This window comes from Agrobacterium sp. lyk4-40-TYG-31, assembly GCF_030209855.1.
Classification (GTDB): Bacteria; Pseudomonadota; Alphaproteobacteria; order Rhizobiales; family Rhizobiaceae; genus Agrobacterium; species Agrobacterium vaccinii.
The window spans coordinates 184,767-203,595 of record NZ_JARVRE010000006.1 but is presented as its reverse complement, the minus strand read 5'-3'; the positions used below and the strand labels follow the sequence as shown (position 1 = coordinate 203,595).

At 58.7% G+C, this 18,829-nt stretch carries 16 protein-coding genes; 8 read left to right on the top strand and 8 right to left on the bottom strand.

Annotated features, from left to right (window positions below; all coding sequences use genetic code 11):
- Positions 1 to 27 precede the first annotated feature (27 nt).
- Positions 28 to 843 (top strand): amino acid ABC transporter permease, encoded by an 816-nt coding sequence (locus tag QRN55_RS14975; RefSeq protein ID WP_284777301.1) that lies wholly within the window; start codon positions 28 to 30, stop codon positions 841 to 843.
- A 38-nt stretch (positions 844 to 881) separates the two neighbouring features.
- Here the strand turns inward: QRN55_RS14975 and QRN55_RS14970 are convergent, their stop codons facing one another.
- Positions 882 to 2,174 (bottom strand): MFS transporter, encoded by a 1,293-nt coding sequence (locus tag QRN55_RS14970; RefSeq protein WP_112499120.1) that lies wholly within the window; start codon positions 2,172 to 2,174, stop codon positions 882 to 884.
- A 438-nt stretch (positions 2,175 to 2,612) separates the two neighbouring features.
- On the opposite strand from QRN55_RS14970, the gene leuC reads away from it, so the two are divergent.
- Entirely contained in the window at positions 2,613 to 4,022 is a 1,410-nt protein-coding gene (gene leuC, locus QRN55_RS14965) for a 3-isopropylmalate dehydratase large subunit (protein WP_284777300.1), read from the top strand.
- A gap of 64 nt (positions 4,023 to 4,086) precedes the next feature.
- Here leuC and QRN55_RS14960 read toward each other — a convergent pair whose 3' ends face one another.
- Positions 4,087 to 4,635, bottom strand: coding sequence for a L,D-transpeptidase family protein (locus tag QRN55_RS14960; protein WP_284777328.1), 549 nt, complete (start codon positions 4,633 to 4,635; stop codon positions 4,087 to 4,089).
- 191 nt (positions 4,636 to 4,826) lie between these two features.
- Between QRN55_RS14960 and QRN55_RS14955 the strand changes: the two genes are divergently transcribed.
- From QRN55_RS14955 to QRN55_RS14940, 4 genes are all read left to right on the top strand, one after another.
- Positions 4,827 to 5,510 carry a response regulator transcription factor gene (locus tag QRN55_RS14955; protein ID WP_112499003.1) on the top strand — a complete coding sequence of 228 codons (684 nt, stop codon included), beginning with the start codon at positions 4,827 to 4,829 and terminating at the stop codon, positions 5,508 to 5,510.
- An 87-nt stretch (positions 5,511 to 5,597) separates the two neighbouring features.
- Entirely contained in the window at positions 5,598 to 6,053 is a 456-nt protein-coding gene (locus QRN55_RS14950) for a cyclic nucleotide-binding domain-containing protein (protein WP_284777299.1), read from the top strand.
- A gap of 66 nt (positions 6,054 to 6,119) precedes the next feature.
- Positions 6,120 to 6,308 (top strand): type II toxin-antitoxin system HicA family toxin, encoded by a 189-nt coding sequence (locus QRN55_RS14945; RefSeq protein ID WP_111840494.1) that lies wholly within the window; start codon positions 6,120 to 6,122, stop codon positions 6,306 to 6,308.
- A 5-nt stretch (positions 6,309 to 6,313) separates the two neighbouring features.
- On the top strand, positions 6,314 to 6,715 hold the full coding sequence (locus QRN55_RS14940; RefSeq protein WP_284777298.1) for a type II toxin-antitoxin system HicB family antitoxin: 402 nt from the start codon (positions 6,314 to 6,316) through the stop codon (positions 6,713 to 6,715).
- Positions 6,716 to 6,723: 8 nt separating this feature from the next.
- On the opposite strand, the gene QRN55_RS14935 is transcribed toward QRN55_RS14940, so the two are convergent.
- The 6 genes from QRN55_RS14935 to tesB form a co-directional block, all read right to left on the bottom strand.
- The gene (locus tag QRN55_RS14935; RefSeq protein ID WP_284777297.1) at positions 6,724 to 7,527 is read right to left on the bottom strand and encodes an exodeoxyribonuclease III; all 804 of its coding nucleotides are present in this window, start codon (positions 7,525 to 7,527) and stop codon (positions 6,724 to 6,726) included.
- 95 nt (positions 7,528 to 7,622) lie between these two features.
- Positions 7,623 to 8,288 (bottom strand): outer membrane lipoprotein carrier protein LolA, encoded by a 666-nt coding sequence (locus tag QRN55_RS14930; protein ID WP_233122158.1) that lies wholly within the window; start codon positions 8,286 to 8,288, stop codon positions 7,623 to 7,625.
- A 168-nt stretch (positions 8,289 to 8,456) separates the two neighbouring features.
- Positions 8,457 to 11,084 carry a DNA translocase FtsK gene (locus QRN55_RS14925; RefSeq protein WP_284777296.1) on the bottom strand — a complete coding sequence of 876 codons (2,628 nt, stop codon included), beginning with the start codon at positions 11,082 to 11,084 and terminating at the stop codon, positions 8,457 to 8,459.
- Positions 11,085 to 11,297: 213 nt separating this feature from the next.
- Positions 11,298 to 12,659, bottom strand: a complete 1,362-nt coding sequence (locus QRN55_RS14920) for an ammonium transporter (RefSeq protein WP_284777295.1) — start codon at positions 12,657 to 12,659, stop codon at positions 11,298 to 11,300.
- A gap of 28 nt (positions 12,660 to 12,687) precedes the next feature.
- Positions 12,688 to 13,038, bottom strand: a complete 351-nt coding sequence (locus QRN55_RS14915; protein WP_045230924.1) for a P-II family nitrogen regulator — start codon at positions 13,036 to 13,038, stop codon at positions 12,688 to 12,690.
- A gap of 212 nt (positions 13,039 to 13,250) precedes the next feature.
- On the bottom strand, positions 13,251 to 14,135 hold the full coding sequence (tesB, locus tag QRN55_RS14910) for an acyl-CoA thioesterase II (RefSeq protein WP_284777294.1): 885 nt from the start codon (positions 14,133 to 14,135) through the stop codon (positions 13,251 to 13,253).
- Positions 14,136 to 14,218: 83 nt separating this feature from the next.
- Here tesB and QRN55_RS14905 point away from each other — a divergent pair, with 83 nt between their 5' ends.
- Both QRN55_RS14905 and QRN55_RS14900 read left to right on the top strand, forming a co-directional pair.
- The gene (locus QRN55_RS14905; protein ID WP_284777293.1) at positions 14,219 to 15,436 is read left to right on the top strand and encodes a ubiquinone biosynthesis hydroxylase; all 1,218 of its coding nucleotides are present in this window, start codon (positions 14,219 to 14,221) and stop codon (positions 15,434 to 15,436) included.
- Between the two features lie 318 nt (positions 15,437 to 15,754).
- Entirely contained in the window at positions 15,755 to 18,826 is a 3,072-nt protein-coding gene (locus QRN55_RS14900) for a helicase-related protein (protein WP_284777292.1), read from the top strand.
- Positions 18,827 to 18,829: the final 3 nt, after the last annotated feature.

Genomic DNA, 18,829 nt, shown 5'->3' with positions numbered 1-18,829 from the left:
CAATTCCACCCCTCGACGGTGGCAGTCATGAACCCCCGCCATCGCCGCCCGGCGACCGAGGATTTTCCGTGGTGGCTGGTTGCGCTGGGCGCGCTCGGTGTCATCCTGGCGGTCGTCATAGCGGTCAACGGCGTTTATGCGCAGGTGTTTACCACTGTTATCAACGGCGTCGGTATGACGGTGTTTGTCACGCTCGCGGCCTTCGCGCTGGCGTCCGTGTGGGGATTGTCGATTGCGCTGATGGGCATGGCAGATAGCATCCTCCTTCGCCAATTCGCCCGCTTCTACGTTGAGACGGTGCGCGGCATACCCATTCTCGTGGTGCTGTTCTACATCGCTTTCGTCGGCGCTCCGGCCATCGTCAGTCTGTTCAACTGGGTATTGTCACCACTGGTGCAGGCCGGATGGGTAGAGCCGCTGCTGGTGCGCGATTTTTCGCTGACATGGCGTGCCATTCTGGCGTTGACCATCTGCTACGCCGCTTTCATAGCTGAGATTTTTAGAGCGGGGATCGAATCCGTCGATCAGGGGCAGGTGGAAGCGGCCAAGGCGCTTGGGCTCAATCGTGTCCAGCGGTTCCGGCTCGTCGTTTTTCCGCAGGCGATCCGCACGATTTTCCCGCCGCTTTCCAATGATTTCATATCGATGGTGAAGGACAGTTCGCTGGTATCGGTTCTGGGCGTGATGGACATAACCCAACTGGGCAAAGTCTACGCAGCCGGTTCGTTCCGGTTCTTCGAAACCTATTCCATCGTCGCCTATATCTATCTCATTCTGACGCTGGGGCTATCGCTCATCCTGCGACGTGTCGAGAAAGCCATGCGCAACAGGCACATCGGATAGGAACAGAGGCCGGGATTGCCCCGGCCTCGATTTTGATCTCAAGCCCGAATCGAAGCCTGTTTGGCCGCCTGTGCGGCAATCATGCGCCCGGCGATGATCACCAGAACGCCCGCGACGGCGAGGCAGGCGGCGAGGAAGAACATCGGTGCGATGGTGCTTCCCGTCTGGTCCTTGATCCAGGGAACGACGTTCTGGGCAACGAAGCCGCCGAGATTGCCGACCGAGTTGATGGCGGCAAGGCCAGCGGCGGCACCGGCACCCTTCAGGAAACGGCCCGGCAGGCTCCAGAACACCGGTTGACCCGCAAAAATACCGGCAGCAGCGATACACAGGAATGCGAATTGCAGAACTGGCATCGTCACCAGCGCCGACATCAGCAGGCAGAACGCGCCGATGAAAGCCGGGCCGACGATGTAGGGCGTTTTGTTTTCAGCACGGTCGGCAGCCGCTGGGATGACATAAAGCGCAACGGCGACCACGATCCACGGAATGATGTTGATGAAGCCGTTGGTGGTGTTGGAAACGCCAAACCCCTTGACGATGGTCGGTAGCCAGTAGCTGAGGCCATAGGCGGCCAGCGGAAAGCCGACGAAGCACAGAGACATGAACAGCACCTGCGGATTGATCAGCGCCCGAAAACCGTTTTCGGCATGTTCTTCCATGTCGGAGTTCTCAGAGGCGATTCGGTTCTTCAACCAGTCCTTTTCCTCCTGGCTCAGGAATGTCGCCTTTTCAGGCGTGTCATCCAGATAGAAGATCGTGAAGATACCAGCGATGACAGCCGGAACGCCCGTGGCGAGAAACACCCATTCCCAGCCCGCGTAACCGAACAGACCGTCGAGATCGAGAAGCATGCCGCCCAGCGGAGCGCCCACGGCATTGGCCAGCGCGCTGAAGATCATGAACAGCCCGACCATCCGTCCGCGATAATCGCGGGGGAACCAAAGGGTCAGCAGATAGAGAACGCCGGGAAAGAACCCTGCTTCGCAGGCACCCAGCAGAAAGCGCAAAATGTAGAACATCGTCTGGCTGCTGGTATAGGCCAGCGCAATCGTCACCAGCCCCCAGGAAATGATGATGCGTGCAAACCAGCGGCTGGCCCCGAACCGCGTTAGCAGCAGGTTGCTGGGCACTTCGAAGATGAAATAACCGATGAAGAACAGCGATGCGCCGAGGCCATAGGCGTATTCGCTCAGACCCAGATCGCCCACCATCTGCAACTTCGCGAAGCTGACGTTCTGGCGATCGATATAGGCAATGAGGTAGAGAAGCCCGAGAAACGGCATAAGCCGCCACGTGATTTTCGAAATGAGTGCTTTTTCAGATACCAAGATGTATCCTCCCTTCAGCCGCAATGACATGCAGCCGCTGTACGATGAAGACCCCCAAGCCGTTCACGCATGCGTTATTGCGCCGTGAACTGGGCATTGTGCAAGTGCTAACGCATGAAACGGTGATTTTATCCCTCGGCTTGATTTTGCCGTCCTTCTCTTTGCAGTACGGGCCCTGTTCGAGACCATTTCCGGGCTGAAGACGATATTGCCGACAAAAAACCGATCTGCTATGAGAGAGGCATGGGATCGAAATTCGGATGTCTCGCGCAAAATGTTTTCGTGCTGCAGGATCACAAGCGTCTGCCGGCACGCTTCTTCGCGCATATTTCCGGCGCGCTGAACAGTCGACTTACGTTCGCCTGACAGCTTCCCGCACAGGCTGTCAGCCTTTTTGCGAACCCGTTTCTTTTCCTTTCACATTCAATGGATATCGCCATGAGCAATCCTCGCACACTCTATGATAAAATCTGGGACGACCACGTCATCAACCGCGATCCCGACGGAACCTGTCTTCTCTACATCGACCGTCACCTGGTGCATGAGGTGACGAGCCCGCAGGCCTTTGAAGGTTTGCGCATGGCCGGTCGTCCCGTGCACTCGCCAACCCGCACGCTGGCGGTTGTCGACCACAATGTGCCGACCACGGCTGACCGCGTTGAAGGGATCAAGAACGAGGAAAGCCGCATTCAGGTGGAAGCATTGGCCCACAATGCTGCGGAATTCGGCGTCGAGTATTATTCCGAGCGCGACAAGCGGCAGGGCATCGTTCACATCGTGGGGCCGGAGCAGGGCTTTACGCTACCCGGCATGACGATCGTGTGTGGTGACAGCCATACCTCGACCCACGGTGCGTTCGGCGCGCTAGCGCACGGCATCGGCACGTCCGAGGTGGAACATGTTCTTGCAACGCAGACGTTGATCCAGAAAAAGGCCAAGAACATGCTGGTGCGTGTGGATGGCAAGGTGCCGGACGGTGTGACGGCCAAGGATGTCATTCTGGCCATCATCGGCGAGATCGGCACGGCTGGCGGTACGGGTCACGTCATCGAATTTGCCGGTGAGGCGATCCGCTCGCTGTCCATGGAAGGCCGCATGACGGTCTGCAACATGACCATCGAGGGTGGTGCGCGCGCTGGCCTTATCGCACCTGACGAAACGACCTTTGAATATATCAAGGGCAAGCCACGTTCGCCGACCGGCGAAACGCTGGAGCAGGCCATCGCCTACTGGAAGACGCTGAAATCGGACGAAGGCGCGCATTACGACAAGGTCGTGGTGCTGGACGCTGCCAATCTGCCGCCGATCGTGTCCTGGGGCTCTTCGCCGGAAGACGTCGTGTCCGTGCAGGGCATCGTCCCCGACCCGGAAGAAATCGCCGATGAGAACAAGCGTACATCCAAGCACCGTGCGCTTGACTATATGGGCCTGAAGCCGGGCACCAAGATCACGGATATCGCCATCGACCGCGTGTTTATCGGTTCCTGCACCAACGGGCGTATCGAGGATTTGCGGGCGGCGGCGAAGGTGGTCGAAGGTCGCAAAGTCGCGCCAACCGTATCGGCCATGATCGTTCCCGGCTCCGGGCTGGTGAAAGAGCAGGCGGAAAAGGAAGGTCTGGACAAGGTCTTCCTCGATGCAGGCTTCGAATGGCGCGAGCCGGGCTGTTCTATGTGTCTGGCGATGAACGACGATCGGCTGGGTCCGGGCGAACGTTGCGCTTCGACGTCTAACCGCAACTTCGAGGGCCGACAGGGCCACAAGGGCCGGACGCATCTCGTGTCCCCTGCGATGGCCGCAGCGGCTGCCATTGCGGGCCATTTCGTTGACGTGCGCGACTGGGCGTAAGTTTATCAGTGATGTAAGGCCGAAGCCCGCACGGGTTTCGGCTTTTCAGCCAAGTTGAGAGCCTTCAGCGAACTTCGATCTTTCTGCCTTTTTGCAAAAAGGGCAGGATACGGCGCATGTCTCTGGGGTGGACCGCCACGCAGCCTGCGGTCGGTTCATAACCGGGGCGGATCATGTGCATGAAAATGGCCGACCCCAGATTGCGCCGCCGCGACGTGATGTTCCAATCCAGCACCAGACAGACATCGTAAAGGCCGTCCTGCCTTTGCAGTTCTTCATGGCTGGGTTTGAAGGGCGTTTTCACCAGCCTGTTGTAATTGGGATCAGAGGCGGCATCGCACCATAGCATGGTTCTTCGTGTACGATGCATCGTAAGCAGTGTATTGAGCGTACCCGTCCGCTCGCCACGGTGAAAACCGTAGAGCAGGTTCATCGTCGTGATCGGCGTTTTTCCGTCGCCTTCGCGTTTAATCACGGTGCGACCGTTGCGACCGATTGCCGCCGGAAAAACCAGATGGCCGAGTTGCACAAGAGCGCGGCTTTTGAGGCGCGGCGCGGGGCGAACCACGATTTTCGGCAGGGAATTCTGCGGTTTTTTCACGTTCTTTGGCATCGTTCTCACGAGATTTTGCTTTGCAGGTGTGCCACGTGACGTCATAGCACCGCGTTATGTGATGACCAAGGGTTGACGTAGCGACGTCAAACCGCTGAATTGGTTCATGAAAGCGAAAGGCATGTCGCCGCTCTAACCGGCAAACACATTTGCGCGACGTGTCTCGACAAAAGGAAAGGCTGAGATATCCCATGACGGCCCGCACACTTCTTCTGGTGGATGACGACGACGACCTGCGTGAAACACTTGCCGAGCAACTGTCCCCTTACGACGAATTTTCGCTTCTGACAGGCGCCAACGCCAATGCAGCAATCCAGACCGCAAAATCGACGCAAGTCGATCTGCTGATCATGGATGTCGGCCTGCCCGACATGGATGGGCGCGAGGCTGTGAAGCTGATGCGCAAGAACGGCTTCAAATCGCCGATCATCATGCTGACGGGGCACGACACCGATTCCGACACGATTCTCGGTTTGGAAGCTGGCGCGAATGATTATGTGACGAAGCCGTTCCGCTTCGCGGTTCTTCTGGCGCGTATACGTGCGCAATTGCGTCAGTACGAGCAGAGCGAAGACGCCGTCTTTACGGTCGGGCCGTATCAGTTCAAGCCGAGCCAAAAGCTTCTGACCACCGAGGACGGCAAGAAAATCCGTCTGACGGAAAAGGAAGCGGCGATTATCCGCTATCTCTACCGCGCCGGAAGCGCGGTCGTGACGCGCGACGTGCTGCTGGAAGAGGTCTGGGGCTATAATTCTGGGGTCACGACCCACACGCTCGAGACCCATGTGTACCGCCTTCGCCAGAAAATCGAGCGTGATCCGTCCAATGCCGAGCTGCTCGTGACTGAGAATGGCGGCTACAAGATTGTGCCGTAACGGAGAATCTGGTGGCGCGGCCCTTGTCTTGGCCGTGCCATTGTTCGAAAACCGTTTCTGCGACACGATTTCAGGGTTTCGAACGCGATGGCACTCAACGACGACATCCAGCTTCTGGCCAAGGTGCCTCTGTTTCAGGGGTTCACCGATGACCAGTTGCGACTGATCGCATTCGGGGCCGAACGTCGCAAGATTGCCGAAGGGCAAGCGCTTTTCAGAGAACACTCGCCTGCCGAATGCGCTTTCGTCATCGCCCGCGGCGGATTCGATCTCTACGCCACCGGGCGCGGCAGCAAGGCCGAACTCCAGGCGAAAACCACGGCTGGTACCCTGCTCTCGGAACTCGCACTCTTCACCCTGTGCGAACGCAAGTACACAGCAGTGGCGACAGAGGATTCCGAAGTCATCCGCATCACCCGTATTCTTTTCCACCGCATGATCGAAGAATTCCCTGACGTGGCCGACGTCGTCATGACCCGCATCCGAGACAATATAGCAGCACTGTCTTCAGGCGCGACGGCCATGCAGGGGCGGTTTTCTTAGAGCAGATTTCCCTCAGCTGACCCCACGATAATTGACACCAAGATAAATCCGTGTGTATTTATACACATGAGAAGTGGCGACGTGATATCTGCATTGAGAGCGGCGGGTTGGTATGAAGTGGCCACCAAGGGTAGCCACGTCCAGTTCAAGCATACCAGTCTGCCGGGTCGCGTGACTGTCCCTCATCCTAAACGAGATTTACCAGTCGGCACTCTCAAAAGCATCGAGAAGCAGTCGGGTTTGAAACTGAGGTAATCATCATGCGCAACTATATTGGACTGATCCATAAGGACGCTGACAGTGACTTCGGCGTTTCCTTTCCGGATTTTGCCGGTGTCGTGACTGCCGGCTCCGATCTTGATGACGCACGTCAGATGGCCGAAGAAGCGCTTACCCTTCATGTTGAAGGAATGGTGGAAGATGGCGAGGCTATTCCCGAGCCATCAAGTCTGGATACCATCATGGCGGATCCCGACAACCGGGACGCCGTTGCCATTCTTGTGTCTCTCAAAATCGAGAGCAAGAAGGCGATCCGATTGAATATCACGCTTCCCGAAGATGTATTGAAAGAGATCGATACTTATGCGCAGGCCCACGGCCTTACGCGCTCCGGCTTTCTTGCGCGTGCCGCGAAGCATGAGATAGCATCGTCTCCTTCCTAGTTGCGTACCTAGAACTTGAAATGCGCCGTCACGGGGACATGGTCTGACGGGCGGTTCCAGCCTCGGGCTTCGCGCAGGATGTCGATGCGGTCCAGCGATGGGCCGAGGTCTTGAGAGGACCAGATGTGGTCGAGGCGGCGACCACGATCGGCGGCTTCCCAGTCCTTGGCGCGGTAGCTCCACCAGGTGTAGATTTTCTCGGTGTCGGGAACGTTCAGGCGCATCAGGTCGAGCCAGCTGCCCTTCTTCATGATGTCCAGCAGACCTTCCGTCTCGACAGGCGTGTGGCTGACGATTTTCAAAAGCTGCTTGTGCGACCAGACGTCGTTTTCGAGGGGGGCGATGTTGAGATCACCGACGAGGATGGACGACGTGCCCGGCACGCTGTCTGCGCTGAGAGCCTTCATTTCCTCGATGAAGTCGAGCTTGTGGCCAAACTTGGGATTAATCGATCGATCCGGTTCGTCTCCGCCTGCCGGAACATAGAAATTATGAAGCCGAATGCGTCTGTTGCCAACATGGACGATGCCGGAAATGTGACGGGCATCTCCAATGCCGCAGTAATCCTGCCGGTGGTCTTCGATAAGCGGAAGTTTCGATGCAATGGCAACGCCGTGATAGCCCTTCTGGCCGTGAATGATGATATGCTCATATCCGAGGGCCTTAAGAGGCTTTAGCGGAAACTCACCATTCGGGCATTTGGTTTCCTGCAGGCAAAGGACATCCGGTTTGTAACGCACCAGAAACTGCTCCACGATCGGCATGCGCAGGCGCACCGAGTTGATGTTCCAGGTGGTTATCGAGAATGTCATGCTGTCCGGCTCCGCTCATCCTTTGGAAAGGTGAGGCAGGCTTATAACATCGCTGCGGAAACGGGAATCGTTTTCTGTTGGTCGACCACCGGAGATCAGCCCCGGCTGCGGACTTCCTCGTAATTGATCGCGAAAACCTTGTCGTCAAGCGCAACGCCGGTCTGGACGTTGAAAATCATGACCGTTGTGTCCTTGTTCTGCGCATCGGTGGTCGTCCACTGGCGTAGATCGAAGGTTTTTGGGTCGAACATCAGCGTGATGGTGGAATCGCCGAAGACGCTTTTGTCACCCAGAACGATGGTGGTGAGATCGGACTCTTCCTTCACGTCGCGAACCTTGCGGTTTCCAAGGTCGATCTTGTCGGCCAGAAGCAGGCTTAGGGGCGTCTTGGACAGCGGGTACAGATCCCAGGTCTTCAGCTTGTTGTTGCCGATGACGACGTTTCTTCCGTCGGAAATGACACGCATCGGCGACGGGTCTTCGTAGTTGAAGCGAAGTTTGCCTGGGCGTGCGATGTAGAACTTGCCGCCCGTCTGCTCACCGCGCGGGCCGAACTGCACGAACTCGCCCATCATGGTTTTGACGGAGGAAAAATGGTTGGCGATTTTCTGCGCGGTGGCATCCGCCTGCGCAAATGCAGACATGGGCTGGAGCGCTGCAAAAGCTGCCGTTGCAGAAAACAGGGTCATGACGCCACGTCGGGTCATCTGGCTTTCAAGGCCATTTGACTGGGCTGATACGACCGGGGTATTCTTCTTCATTCTTTTCTCCTTCATCGCATCCGTTTGCCAAAAAAACGCGGCGGCTTCATGACTTCGCTTCGCGTCTGCTATAACGCCAAAATCACACCTTGGTTGCTGATATTTGCGTGAGGCAATGCGGTATTCAGAAACCGGCTTCGCGACGTTTGTCCGAAGCCTGTCGCGCTATCAGTCACTCTCGGTCGGCACCAGGATTTCCCGTTTGCCCGCGTGGTTGGCCGGGCCGATGATGCCCTCCTGCTCCATGCGCTCGATCAGTGATGCGGCACGGTTGTAACCGATGCCGAGACGGCGCTGTACGTAGGAGGTAGAGGCCTTTCCATCCCGAAGCACGACGGCGACCGCCTGATCATAGGGGTCTTCCGAATCGGCCATATTGCCCGTTCCTGCGGGGCCGCCGCCATCTTCCTCGTCATCTTCTTCGGTCACGGCCTCAAGGTACTCGGGCGAGCCTTGCGTCTTAAGGTAGGAGACGATTTCCTCGACTTCGTTGTCGGCAACGAAAGGACCGTGAACGCGTTGGATGCGTCCGCCACCCGCCATATAGAGCATGTCGCCCATGCCCAGAAGCTGCTCGGCGCCCTGCTCGCCCAGAATGGTACGGCTGTCGATCTTGGAGGTGACCTGGAAGGATATACGGGTCGGGAAGTTGGCCTTGATCGTGCCGGTGATGACATCGACGGATGGGCGCTGGGTGGCCATGATGACATGGATGCCTGCGGCACGGGCCATCTGTGCCAGACGCTGGACGGCGCCTTCGATGTCCTTGCCGGCAACCATCATCAGGTCGGCCATTTCGTCGATGATGACAACGATGTAGGGCAGGGGCTTGAGGTCGAATTCTTCGGTCTCGTACATGGCCTCGCCGGTCTGGCGGTCGAAGCCCGTTTGCACGGTGCGGGTCAGAACCTCGCCCTTGTCGAGCGCCTGTTGAACGCGGGTGTTGAAGCCATCGATGTTGCGCACACCGATCTTGGACATCTTCTTGTAGCGTTCTTCCATTTCGCGCACGGTCCATTTCAGTGCGACGACGGCCTTTTTCGGATCGGTGACGACGGGCGACAGAAGATGCGGTATGCCATCGTAGATCGACAATTCCAGCATCTTTGGGTCGATCATGATCAGGCGGCATTGTTCCGGTGTCATGTGGTAGAGCAGCGACAGGATCATCGTATTGATAGCTACGGACTTGCCGGAGCCGGTCGTACCTGCGACCAGCAGATGCGGCATCTTGGCAAGGTCTGCGATCACGGCCTCGCCACCAATCGTTTTGCCCAGCGACATGGGCAGTTTGGCTTTGGTGTTTTCGAAATCGCGCGAGCCGATCAGTTCACGCAGATAAACGGTTTCGCGGGTGCGGTTCGGCAGTTCGATGCCGATGGCGTTGCGACCGGGCACGACCGCCACACGGGCGGCGACGGCGCTCATGGAACGGGCGATATCGTCGGCAAGGCCGATGACGCGTGACGACTTAATGCCGGGTGCTGGCTCCAGTTCATAGAGCGTGACGACCGGGCCGGGGCGAACGTGGATGATTTCACCCTTGACGCCGAAGTCTTCCAAGACGCCCTCAAGCCTGCGGGCATTCTGTTCCAGCACTTCTGCGTTCAGCGTGGCGTCCCGAACGACGCTTTTCGGTTCGGCCAGAAGGTGGATGGACGGCAGCTGGAAGCCATCGGGCGCAATGAAGGACCCTTGCGCATCGCGGGCGACGCGGTCGCTCGGCTTTGGGCGGGCAGGCGGGGCCGTGATGCGTGTCTGGCCCGGTGCCGGGCGCGGAGAAAATTTGGTATCGCCTGACAGAACGCCGTCCGGCAGGGCATCGTCCTCGCTAAAGCCGTCATCCTCGCCCATCGAGATGGGTGGCGGGGAGACTTCGCGGCGGGCGCGGGCTTCCGCGCGCTCTTCGAAGGATGGCTCGGCACGCTGGTCCAGCCGGTTGATGGCGGTTTTCAGGCGCGACGGTTCGTTCAGCGTTCCGAATTCGTAATCGTTGAAGTCGTAGGGCTGCTCGAAATCGTTGCGCATGGATTTGGGCTTCAGACCGAATAGACGGCGGAAGCGGGCCTGCGTGATGTACCAGTAATGGGCGAGGGCACCGAAGGCCAGCAGGCTGCCGAAGAAGCCATCGCCTTCGTCTTCCTCTTCGTCCAGCTCCTGCACCTTGCGGGCTTTGCTTGGCGCGGAAGCTTGGGACACGATTATCTCATCGTCGTCTTCAGCCGCACCCAGCAGGCCGGAGGCAAACAGCATCAACCAGGCTGCAGGCACTGCGAAGATGGCGCCGAGAACGGTAGCGAAGGTGCCTGTCGGATAGGCACCGATGAAGAGTGCCGGAAAGCGCAGGATCATATCGCCGATTACGCCGCCGATGCCGTTGGGAAGCGGCCATGTCAAAGGTGCGGGAAAACAGCCGAGGGAGGCAGAAGCGATGAAGGCACCGGCGAGCCATGCAACAAGGCGGGCCGGGATGCGATTGAACTTGCGGCCGGAAATCAGCATGAACGCCCAGGCAAGCATGGGCAGCATGGCGATCAGTGCCGACAGGCCCAGAAACTGCATCATGATATCGGCAAAGATCGCGCCGCTGCGGCCCAGCAGGTTCGTCGGCTCGCTGCCCGTGGCGTAGGACAGGCTCGGATCGGCGACATTCCATGTGGCCAGTGCGGTGATGCCCAGCGCCAATACGGCAAGGACCGCGAAACCGCACAACGCCATCAACTGGCGCACGACGAATGCCGTCAGTACGAAGCGGTTATCACGACCATTGAAAGTCGGAGACGTCACTCTGTCCATATGCTGAACCTGTCGTTTTTTTCGTTGCTTCCGAAGTCCGGCCAAGGTGGCGCAGACGGGATGACAGGGCAAAATAGCGGGAGGGAGGTTAATATGGCATTAACCATGCACATTCAGAGATGACTTCGGCTGTGAAAACGAAAAAAGCCCGGCGCGGGACCGGGCTTTTGACGTTTGAGGAGGGGCGAGACAATCGCCCCCATCCGACAGTTCTTAGGAGTGGTAGGCTGCTTCGCCGTGCGATGCCAGATCGAGACCTTCGCGTTCGGCTTCGACGGGAACACGCAGACCGACGATGAGATCGACGACCTTGTAGAGGATCGCAGAGCCGATACCGGTCCACAGCAGGGTGACGACGACAGCCTGAACCTGAACCAGGAACTGGCCGCTCATCGTCTGTTCGCCTGCGTAGCCGATGCCGCCAAGCGACGCGCTTGCGAAGATGCCGGTTGCGAGCGCGCCGAAGATGCCGCCCACGCCGTGAACGCCGAAGACGTCTGCCGTGTCGTCATAGCCGAACTTGTTCTTCACCACGGAGACGAAGAAGTAGCAAAGTGGCGATACGATCGCGCCCATGACGATGGCGCCCATGGGGCCAACGATACCGGCTGCCGGTGTGATGGCAACCAGACCGGCGATCATGCCGGATGCTGCTCCCAGCATGGATGCCTTTCCGCGTGTGAAAGTCTCAACCAGGCACCACGACAGGATGGCTGCTGCCGTCGCAACGAAGGTGTTGACGGTTGCGAGCATTGCGCCGCTGGAGGCTTCGAGGTTGGAACCGGCGTTGAAGCCGAACCAGCCAACCCAGAGCATGGCTGCACCGACATAGGTCAGCGTCATGGAGTGAGGGGCCATCATGTCCTTGCCGAAGCCGGTACGCTTGCCAACCATGATCGCGCCGATCAGACCGGCAACACCGGCGTTGATGTGAACGACCGTGCCGCCAGCGAAGTCGAGAGCGCCGAGACCGAAGAGGTAGCCCTTTGCGTCCCAGACCATGTGAGCGATCGGGAAGTAGACGAACGTCACCCAGAGAATGCAGAACAGGATGGAGGCGGAGAACTTGATACGCTCGGCAAACGCACCGATTATCAGTGCCGGTGTGATGGCGGCAAAGGTCATCTGGAACATCACGAAGATGTATTCAGGAATGACGACGCCCTGCGAGAAGGTCGCAGCCGTGCTGTCCTTGGTGACGCCGGAAAGGAACATCTTGGCGAAGCCACCGAAGAACGGGCTTTCGGAACCGCCGAAGGCGAAGGAATAGCCATAGATGACCCAGATGATCATGACAGACGCGGCGATGACCGTGCACTGCATCAGGACGGACAGCATGTTCTTGCTGCGAACCAGACCACCATAAAACAGTCCGAGACCCGGGATGATCATGAACAGCACCAGGATGGTGGCGAGGAACATGAATGCGGTGTCGGCCTTTTCAGGAACCGGGGCTGCGGCAGCAGCAGCGGCAACCGGGGCAGCGGCGTCCTGCGCGAAGGCTGCAATCGGGGCCAGAAGGGCCGCCGCACTGGCGCCGAGCGCGCTGAGTGTGGAAATCTTGTTGAATTGCATGGTTTGAAAACTCCCCTGTCAGGCGTGCTTAAAGCGCTTCTGTGTTTGTTTCGCCGGTACGGATGCGCACGGCCTGTTCGATCGAGTAGACGAAAATCTTGCCATCACCGATCTGGCCCGTCTTGGCGGAGGATGCGATGGCCTCGACGGCCTTTTCCACGAGATCCGAAGCGACGGCGATCTCGATCTTCAACTTGGGAAGAAAGCTGACCGCGTATTCGGTGCCGCGATAAATTTCGGTATGTCCCTTCTGGCGTCCGTAACCCTTCACCTCGGTCACGGTCAGGCCCTGGATGCCGACAGCTGTCAGTGCTTCGCGCACTTCATCCAGCTTGAACGGCTTGATAATGGCCATCACAATTTTCATCTGGTTTCCCATCCTTTGTTTGCCTCGGCGCAGAGCCGACATGTCCCGACGCTGGCAGATCAACAACAGCGACTGCACCTCTACATTCAAGGCGCGTGCCAGTTTGATGGTGTTCTTATAAGTTATTGAAAAATAATGTATTTAATAAATAAGTCTGTAAAATAGGCACGCAAATATGCAAGCCGCGCTCAAGAAGCGGGCAAAAAAATAAAAATGACTATTATTTAGTCATTTGCCAATTTGCGGATCAGACCTTCCTGCGCCATAGATGCGACCAGAATGCCATCGCGCGTAAACAGATTGCCGCGCGTAAGCCCGCGAGCGCCTGACGCGCTGGGGCTGTCCTGCGTGTAGAGCAGCCAGTCATCAAGCTTGCAGGGACGGTGGAACCACATCGCGTGGTCTAGGCTTGCCGCCTGAACGGCGGGGTCGAAGATCGTGGTGCCGTGGGCGTAGAGTGAGGTGTCCAGCAGGGTCATATCGGAGAGATAGCCCAGAACGGCGGCCTGGTAATGCCGGTCGGCGGGCACGTCGCCGACCGCGCGCACCCATACGTTTTGATGGGGCTCAAGCTTTTCCTTGGAAATGTAATGGGTGAGCGAGACGGGCCTGATTTCAATCGGACGTTTGTTTTCCCAATATTTCCTGATGGCAGGTGGCGCCTTGGCGAGGAAGGCGTCGCGCATCTGCTCCTCGCTCATCAACTGCTCCGGCTGCGGCACGTCGGGAATTTGCGTCTGATGGTCGAAGCCGCCTTCATCGATCTGGAATGATGCCGACATGGAGAAAATAGCGTGGCCGTGCTGAATGGCGACGATGCGGCGTGTGGCAAAGCTTGCGCCATCGCGGATGCGGTCGACCTGGTAGATGATCGGCACCTTGGGGTCGCCGGGCCGCATGAAATAGGCGTGCAGGGAGTGGACGAAGCGGTTCTCCGCTACCGTGCGCTGCGCCGCCATCAAGGCCTGCGCGATGACCTGACCCCCGAACACGCGCTGCCAACCGACCTGCGGACTGGTGCCCCGAAACAGATTTTCCTCAAGCTTTTCCAGATCGAGCGTGGAAATGAGGTTTTGCAGCGGAGCTGTATTTTCGAGAGGGCGCGACATTTTCGACATGCTCCGGCTGTAGGAAGACCTAAATGGATGGTCTATAGTGCAGACGTGAGATTCACAAGAATGCGGGAGTGGTCGTGATGCTGGATGTTGTTGTTGCAGGCGGCGGATATGTGGGCCTGAGCGTTGCCGTGGCCATCAAGCAGGCTGCGCCCCATCTGGCTGTGCAGGTGATCGAAGCCGCACCGGAAGACGTCTGGAAGAAGGATATGCGCGCCTCCGCCATTATCGCGGCAGCGACGCGGATGCTCGATGTCTTCGGCATATGGCAGGAGCTGCTGCCGGAGGCGCAACCGATCAACAAGATGATCGTGACCGATTCGAAAACATCCGATCCCGTGCGCCCGGTGTTTCTGACCTTCGACGGGGATGTGGCGGAGGGCCAGCCCTTTGCCCATATGCTTCCCAATGTTGCGATGGTGGGTGCGTTGCGTGGCGTCTGCGAACGGCTGGGCATCGAAATCCGCCATGGTTTGAGCGTATCGGGTTTCGAGGCCGGTCCACAAAATAATCTCGTCGCTCTCTCTGATGGTTCATCCCTGGAGACACGTCTGCTAGTGGCGTGTGACGGTGTGCGTTCGGCGCTGCGTGACATGGCCGGTATCAAGACCGTGCATTGGGCCTATGACCAGTCGGGCATCGTGACGACGGTGGAGCATGAGCGTCCGCACAATGGCTGCGCCGAAGAGCATTTCCTGCCATCCGGCCCCTTTGCCATCTTGCCGCTGAAAGGCAATCGCTCCTCACTCGTCTGGACTGAGCGAACCGCGGATGCCGACCGTCTGGTGGCGTCCGACGATCTGGTATTCGAGGAGGAGCTGGAGCGCCGCTTCGGCCACAAATTGGGGACCGTGAAACCTGTGGGTCCACGGCGGGCCTTTCCGCTGGGCCTAACTCTTGCCCGAGCCTTCGTGGCGCCGCGTCTGGCACTCGCAGGCGATGCGGCGCACGGCATTCACCCGATTTCAGGCCAGGGCCTCAACCTCGGCTTCAAGGATGTGGCAGCGCTGGCCGAGACCATCGTAGAGGCAGATCGCCTCGGCCTCGACATCGGCTCGCTCAATGTGCTGGAGCGTTACCAGTCCTGGCGGCGGTTCGATACGGTGCGGATGGGCATCACCACCGATGTGCTGAACCGGCTGTTCTCCAACGATGTCGGGCCGATCAGGATCGCCCGCGATTTCGGCCTGGGGCTCGTGGACCGGATTCCCGGCCTCAAGTCCTATTTCATCGGCCAAGCGGCGGGAACGGCGGATAAGGACGGGCCGCGATTGCTGGCTGGCCAACCGCTCTAATGTGACAAAAGCCCGGAACAACACGATTCACGATCTTGTAGGGCGGAGAGTTGCTGCTGCCCAGATATAGCCGTGAACAAAAGCTGAATCAGATGGAGTCAGCGATTCGTCGCTGATTCGTTCTCAGCCTGTTCCGAATCGCCCTCGTCAGTGTTTATGACGCAAAAATCGGCGCAATTTCAGGTTTTATCCATTCCTTCCTTGCCTTTGATCCCCGCGATTGCCATGTGTGGTGGAAGACGCGGGCGGATATGTTTCGAGTGCGTTGTAAACAGTCAGTTAGTCGATTTCACGGATAGTACGTTGAATTTTCGCCCCATGATCTTGAGCGGCCGCGGTGTTACGGCCGTTCTTGGACCCACCAATACCGGCAAGACGCACTATGCCATCGAGCGTATGGTCGCGCATGGCAACGGTGTCATCGGCCTGCCGCTTCGTCTGCTGGCCCGTGAGGTCTATACGAGGCTTGTGGAAAAGGTGGGGGCGCCCAACGTGGCGCTGATTACTGGCGAAGAAAAGATTTCCCCTCCCAAGGCCAAATATTCCGTCTGTACCGTGGAAGCGATGCCGCGCGAAACGACTGCGGCCTTCGTTGCCATCGATGAGGTGCAGTTGGCGGGCGATCTGGAGCGCGGCCATATCTTCACTGACCGCATCCTGAATCTGCGCGGGCGGGAAGAAACGCTGCTGCTGGGTGCGGGCACCATGCGGCCCATTCTGGAAAAGCTGCTTCCTGGTATCGTCGTGGTCGAGCGGCCAAGGCTGTCGCAGCTGTTTTATGCGGGACAAAAGAAGATCACCCGCCTGCCGCGACGCACGGCTATCGTCGCCTTTTCCGCCGACGAGGTCTATGCGATTGCCGAACTGGTACGCCGTCAGCGCGGTGGTGCTGCCGTCGTGCTCGGTGCGCTTTCACCGCGCACACGCAATGCACAGGTTGGCCTCTATCAAAATGGCGATGTCGAATATCTGATTGCAACTGATGCCATCGGCATGGGGCTCAACCTCGATGTTGATCACGTTGCTTTTGCGCAGGACCGGAAGTTCGACGGCTATCAGTTCCGCAATCTCAACCCCGGTGAGATGGGCCAGATTGCGGGCCGTGCTGGACGTCATTTGCGCGACGGCACGTTCGGCGTGACCGGTCAGGTCGATCCTCTCGACGACGAACTTGTCGAGCGGGTCGAATCGCACCAGTTCGATTCGGTCAAAGTGCTGCAATGGCGCACCAAGAACTTCGATTTTTCCTCCATCGCCAATTTGCGTGGAAGTCTGGATGCCGCGCCGACCATTCAGGGTCTGGCGCGCGCGCTGCCGGCCATCGACCAGCAGGCGCTGGAGCATCTGTCGCGTTATCCCGAAATTGTCGACATCACCTCCAATGCCGAGCGGGTCGAAAAGCTTTGGGAGGCCTGCGCTTTGCCGGATTTCCGCCGCATCGCGCCCGCCCAGCATGCCGACCTGATTTCGACACTCTATTTCGACCTCGTCAAACACGGGGCCGTCAACGAAGACTTCATGGCCGAACAGGTGCGGCGGGCGGACCGCACCGACGGCGAGATCGATACGCTGTCTGCAAGGATTGCGCAGATCAGAACATGGACGTATGTATCAAACCGCCCAGGATGGCTTGCCGATCCGACACACTGGCAAGAAAAGACTCGGGAAATCGAAGATCGATTGTCCGATGCTCTACATGAAAGGTTGACGAAACGCTTTGTTGATCGCAGGACATCTGTGCTCATGAGGCGCCTAAGAGAGAATGCGATGCTTGAAGCTGAAATCAGTGTGAATGGTGATGTCTTTGTTGAAGGACATCATGTCGGCCAGTTGGCAGGTTTCCGGTTTACGCCGGTAGCCGGAGCCGAGGGGCCAGATGCCAAGGCTGTGCAAGGAGCAGCGCAGAAGGCGCTTGCGCTGGAATATGAGGCGCGTGCTGCGCGTCTGCACGCCAGCGGCAACGGCGACCTTGCCTTGGGCTCCGATGGGACGGTGCGTTGGCTAGGCGACCCTGTCGCGCGTCTTTCGTCTGGCGATAACATCATGAAGCCACGCGTCATCATGCTGGCCGACGAGCAGTTGAGCGGCAATGCCCGCGATCACGCCGTTGCCCGCGTCGAGCGATTCGTAAACCACCAGATCGCCACCGTGCTGAAGCCCCTGGACGATATTTCCCGCGCCGAAGACCTTCAGGGTCTGGCGAAGGGTCTGGCATTCCAGCTCGTGGAAAATCTTGGCGTGCTGTTCCGTCGCGACGTGACCGAAGAGGTCAAGACGCTGGATCAGGATGCGCGCGCCTCCATGCGCCGCTATGGCATTCGCTTCGGCGCCTATCACGTGTTCCTGCCTGCGTTGCTCAAGCCTGCTCCGGCAGAGCTTGTAACACTGCTCTGGGCGCTGAAGAACGATGGTCTTGGAAAGCCGGGTTACGGCGATCTCATTCCTGTTCTGGCCGCCGGTCGTACATCCGTTGTCACCGACAGCAGCTATGAGCGCATGTTCTACAAGCTCGCAGGCTTCCGTTTCCTCGGCAAGCGTGCCGTGCGTATCGACATTCTCGAGCGTCTGGCCGATCTTATTCGCCCGCTGTTGCAGTGGAAGCCCGGCACGCAGCCGCGCCCCGAGGGTGCCTATGATGGCCGCCGCTTCACCACGACGACTGCGATGCTCTCCATTCTCGGCGCGACGCTCGATGACATGGAAGAAATCCTCAAGGGCCTCGGCTACCGCGCCGATCAGGTGAGCGCCGAAGAGGCTGCGGCTTTCCTTGGCGGCCAGACCGGCGATGCTTCGAAGGTTGAAGCGACGACCGAGGCTGCACCTGCCGAAGAGACCGCTTCGCATGATGACGCCGATGCCGAGGTTTCGACCGAGGCGCCTGCTGCTTCCGAAGCCGTTGCCGAAGCGCCAGCCGAGGTGAAGGCCGAAGATGCTCCGGCAGAGACGGCAGTGGAACCTGCGGCTGAAGCAGCGCCTGTCGAAGTCGCGGAGCCCAAGCCGGTTCTTCTGTGGCGTCCCGGTGGTCGCAATGACAACCAGCGCACCGACAATCGCCGTCCGGCCAATCGTGGCGGTGAAAACCGTGGCGAGCGTCGCACCGAAGGTGGCGAAGAGCGCCCGGGTCAGCCGCGTGGCAATGCCAACCGAGACGGTGATCGTAAGCGTGATGGCGAGCGCAAGCGTGAAGGTGGTCGTCCCGGTAACAACGGCAACCGCAACGAGCGTCCTGACCGTGGCGAGCGCAAGGATCGGCCAGAGCGCAACGACCGTGGCGGCAAGCCGCAGGGTCAGCAGCGTTTTGAAGCCAAGCCACCGCGCAAGGAAAAGCCTATGGATCCGGATTCGCCTTTCGCCAAGCTCGCTGCGCTCAAGGAGCAGTTGAAGAAGTAACCG

What these genes read in the sequence shown, in the direction of transcription:
- QRN55_RS14975 (WP_284777301.1), top strand. Translation starts at nt 28, where the DNA reads ATGAACCCCCGCCATCGCCGCCCGGCGACCGAGGATTTTCCGTGGTGG.
- leuC (WP_284777300.1), top strand. Translation starts at nt 2,613, where the DNA reads ATGAGCAATCCTCGCACACTCTATGATAAAATCTGGGACGACCACGTC.
- QRN55_RS14960 (WP_284777328.1), bottom strand. Translation starts at nt 4,635, where the DNA reads ATGCCAAAGAACGTGAAAAAACCGCAGAATTCCCTGCCGAAAATCGTG.
- QRN55_RS14955 (WP_112499003.1), top strand. Translation starts at nt 4,827, where the DNA reads ATGACGGCCCGCACACTTCTTCTGGTGGATGACGACGACGACCTGCGT.
- QRN55_RS14950 (WP_284777299.1), top strand. Translation starts at nt 5,598, where the DNA reads ATGGCACTCAACGACGACATCCAGCTTCTGGCCAAGGTGCCTCTGTTT.
- QRN55_RS14945 (WP_111840494.1), top strand. Translation starts at nt 6,120, where the DNA reads ATGAGAAGTGGCGACGTGATATCTGCATTGAGAGCGGCGGGTTGGTAT.
- QRN55_RS14940 (WP_284777298.1), top strand. Translation starts at nt 6,314, where the DNA reads ATGCGCAACTATATTGGACTGATCCATAAGGACGCTGACAGTGACTTC.
- QRN55_RS14935 (WP_284777297.1), bottom strand. Translation starts at nt 7,527, where the DNA reads ATGACATTCTCGATAACCACCTGGAACATCAACTCGGTGCGCCTGCGC.
- QRN55_RS14930 (WP_233122158.1), bottom strand. Translation starts at nt 8,288, where the DNA reads ATGAAGAAGAATACCCCGGTCGTATCAGCCCAGTCAAATGGCCTTGAA.
- QRN55_RS14925 (WP_284777296.1), bottom strand. Translation starts at nt 11,084, where the DNA reads ATGGACAGAGTGACGTCTCCGACTTTCAATGGTCGTGATAACCGCTTC.
- QRN55_RS14920 (WP_284777295.1), bottom strand. Translation starts at nt 12,659, where the DNA reads ATGCAATTCAACAAGATTTCCACACTCAGCGCGCTCGGCGCCAGTGCG.
- QRN55_RS14915 (WP_045230924.1), bottom strand. Translation starts at nt 13,038, where the DNA reads ATGGGAAACCAGATGAAAATTGTGATGGCCATTATCAAGCCGTTCAAG.
- tesB (WP_284777294.1), bottom strand. Translation starts at nt 14,135, where the DNA reads ATGTCGCGCCCTCTCGAAAATACAGCTCCGCTGCAAAACCTCATTTCC.
- QRN55_RS14900 (WP_284777292.1), top strand. Translation starts at nt 15,755, where the DNA reads ATGATCTTGAGCGGCCGCGGTGTTACGGCCGTTCTTGGACCCACCAAT.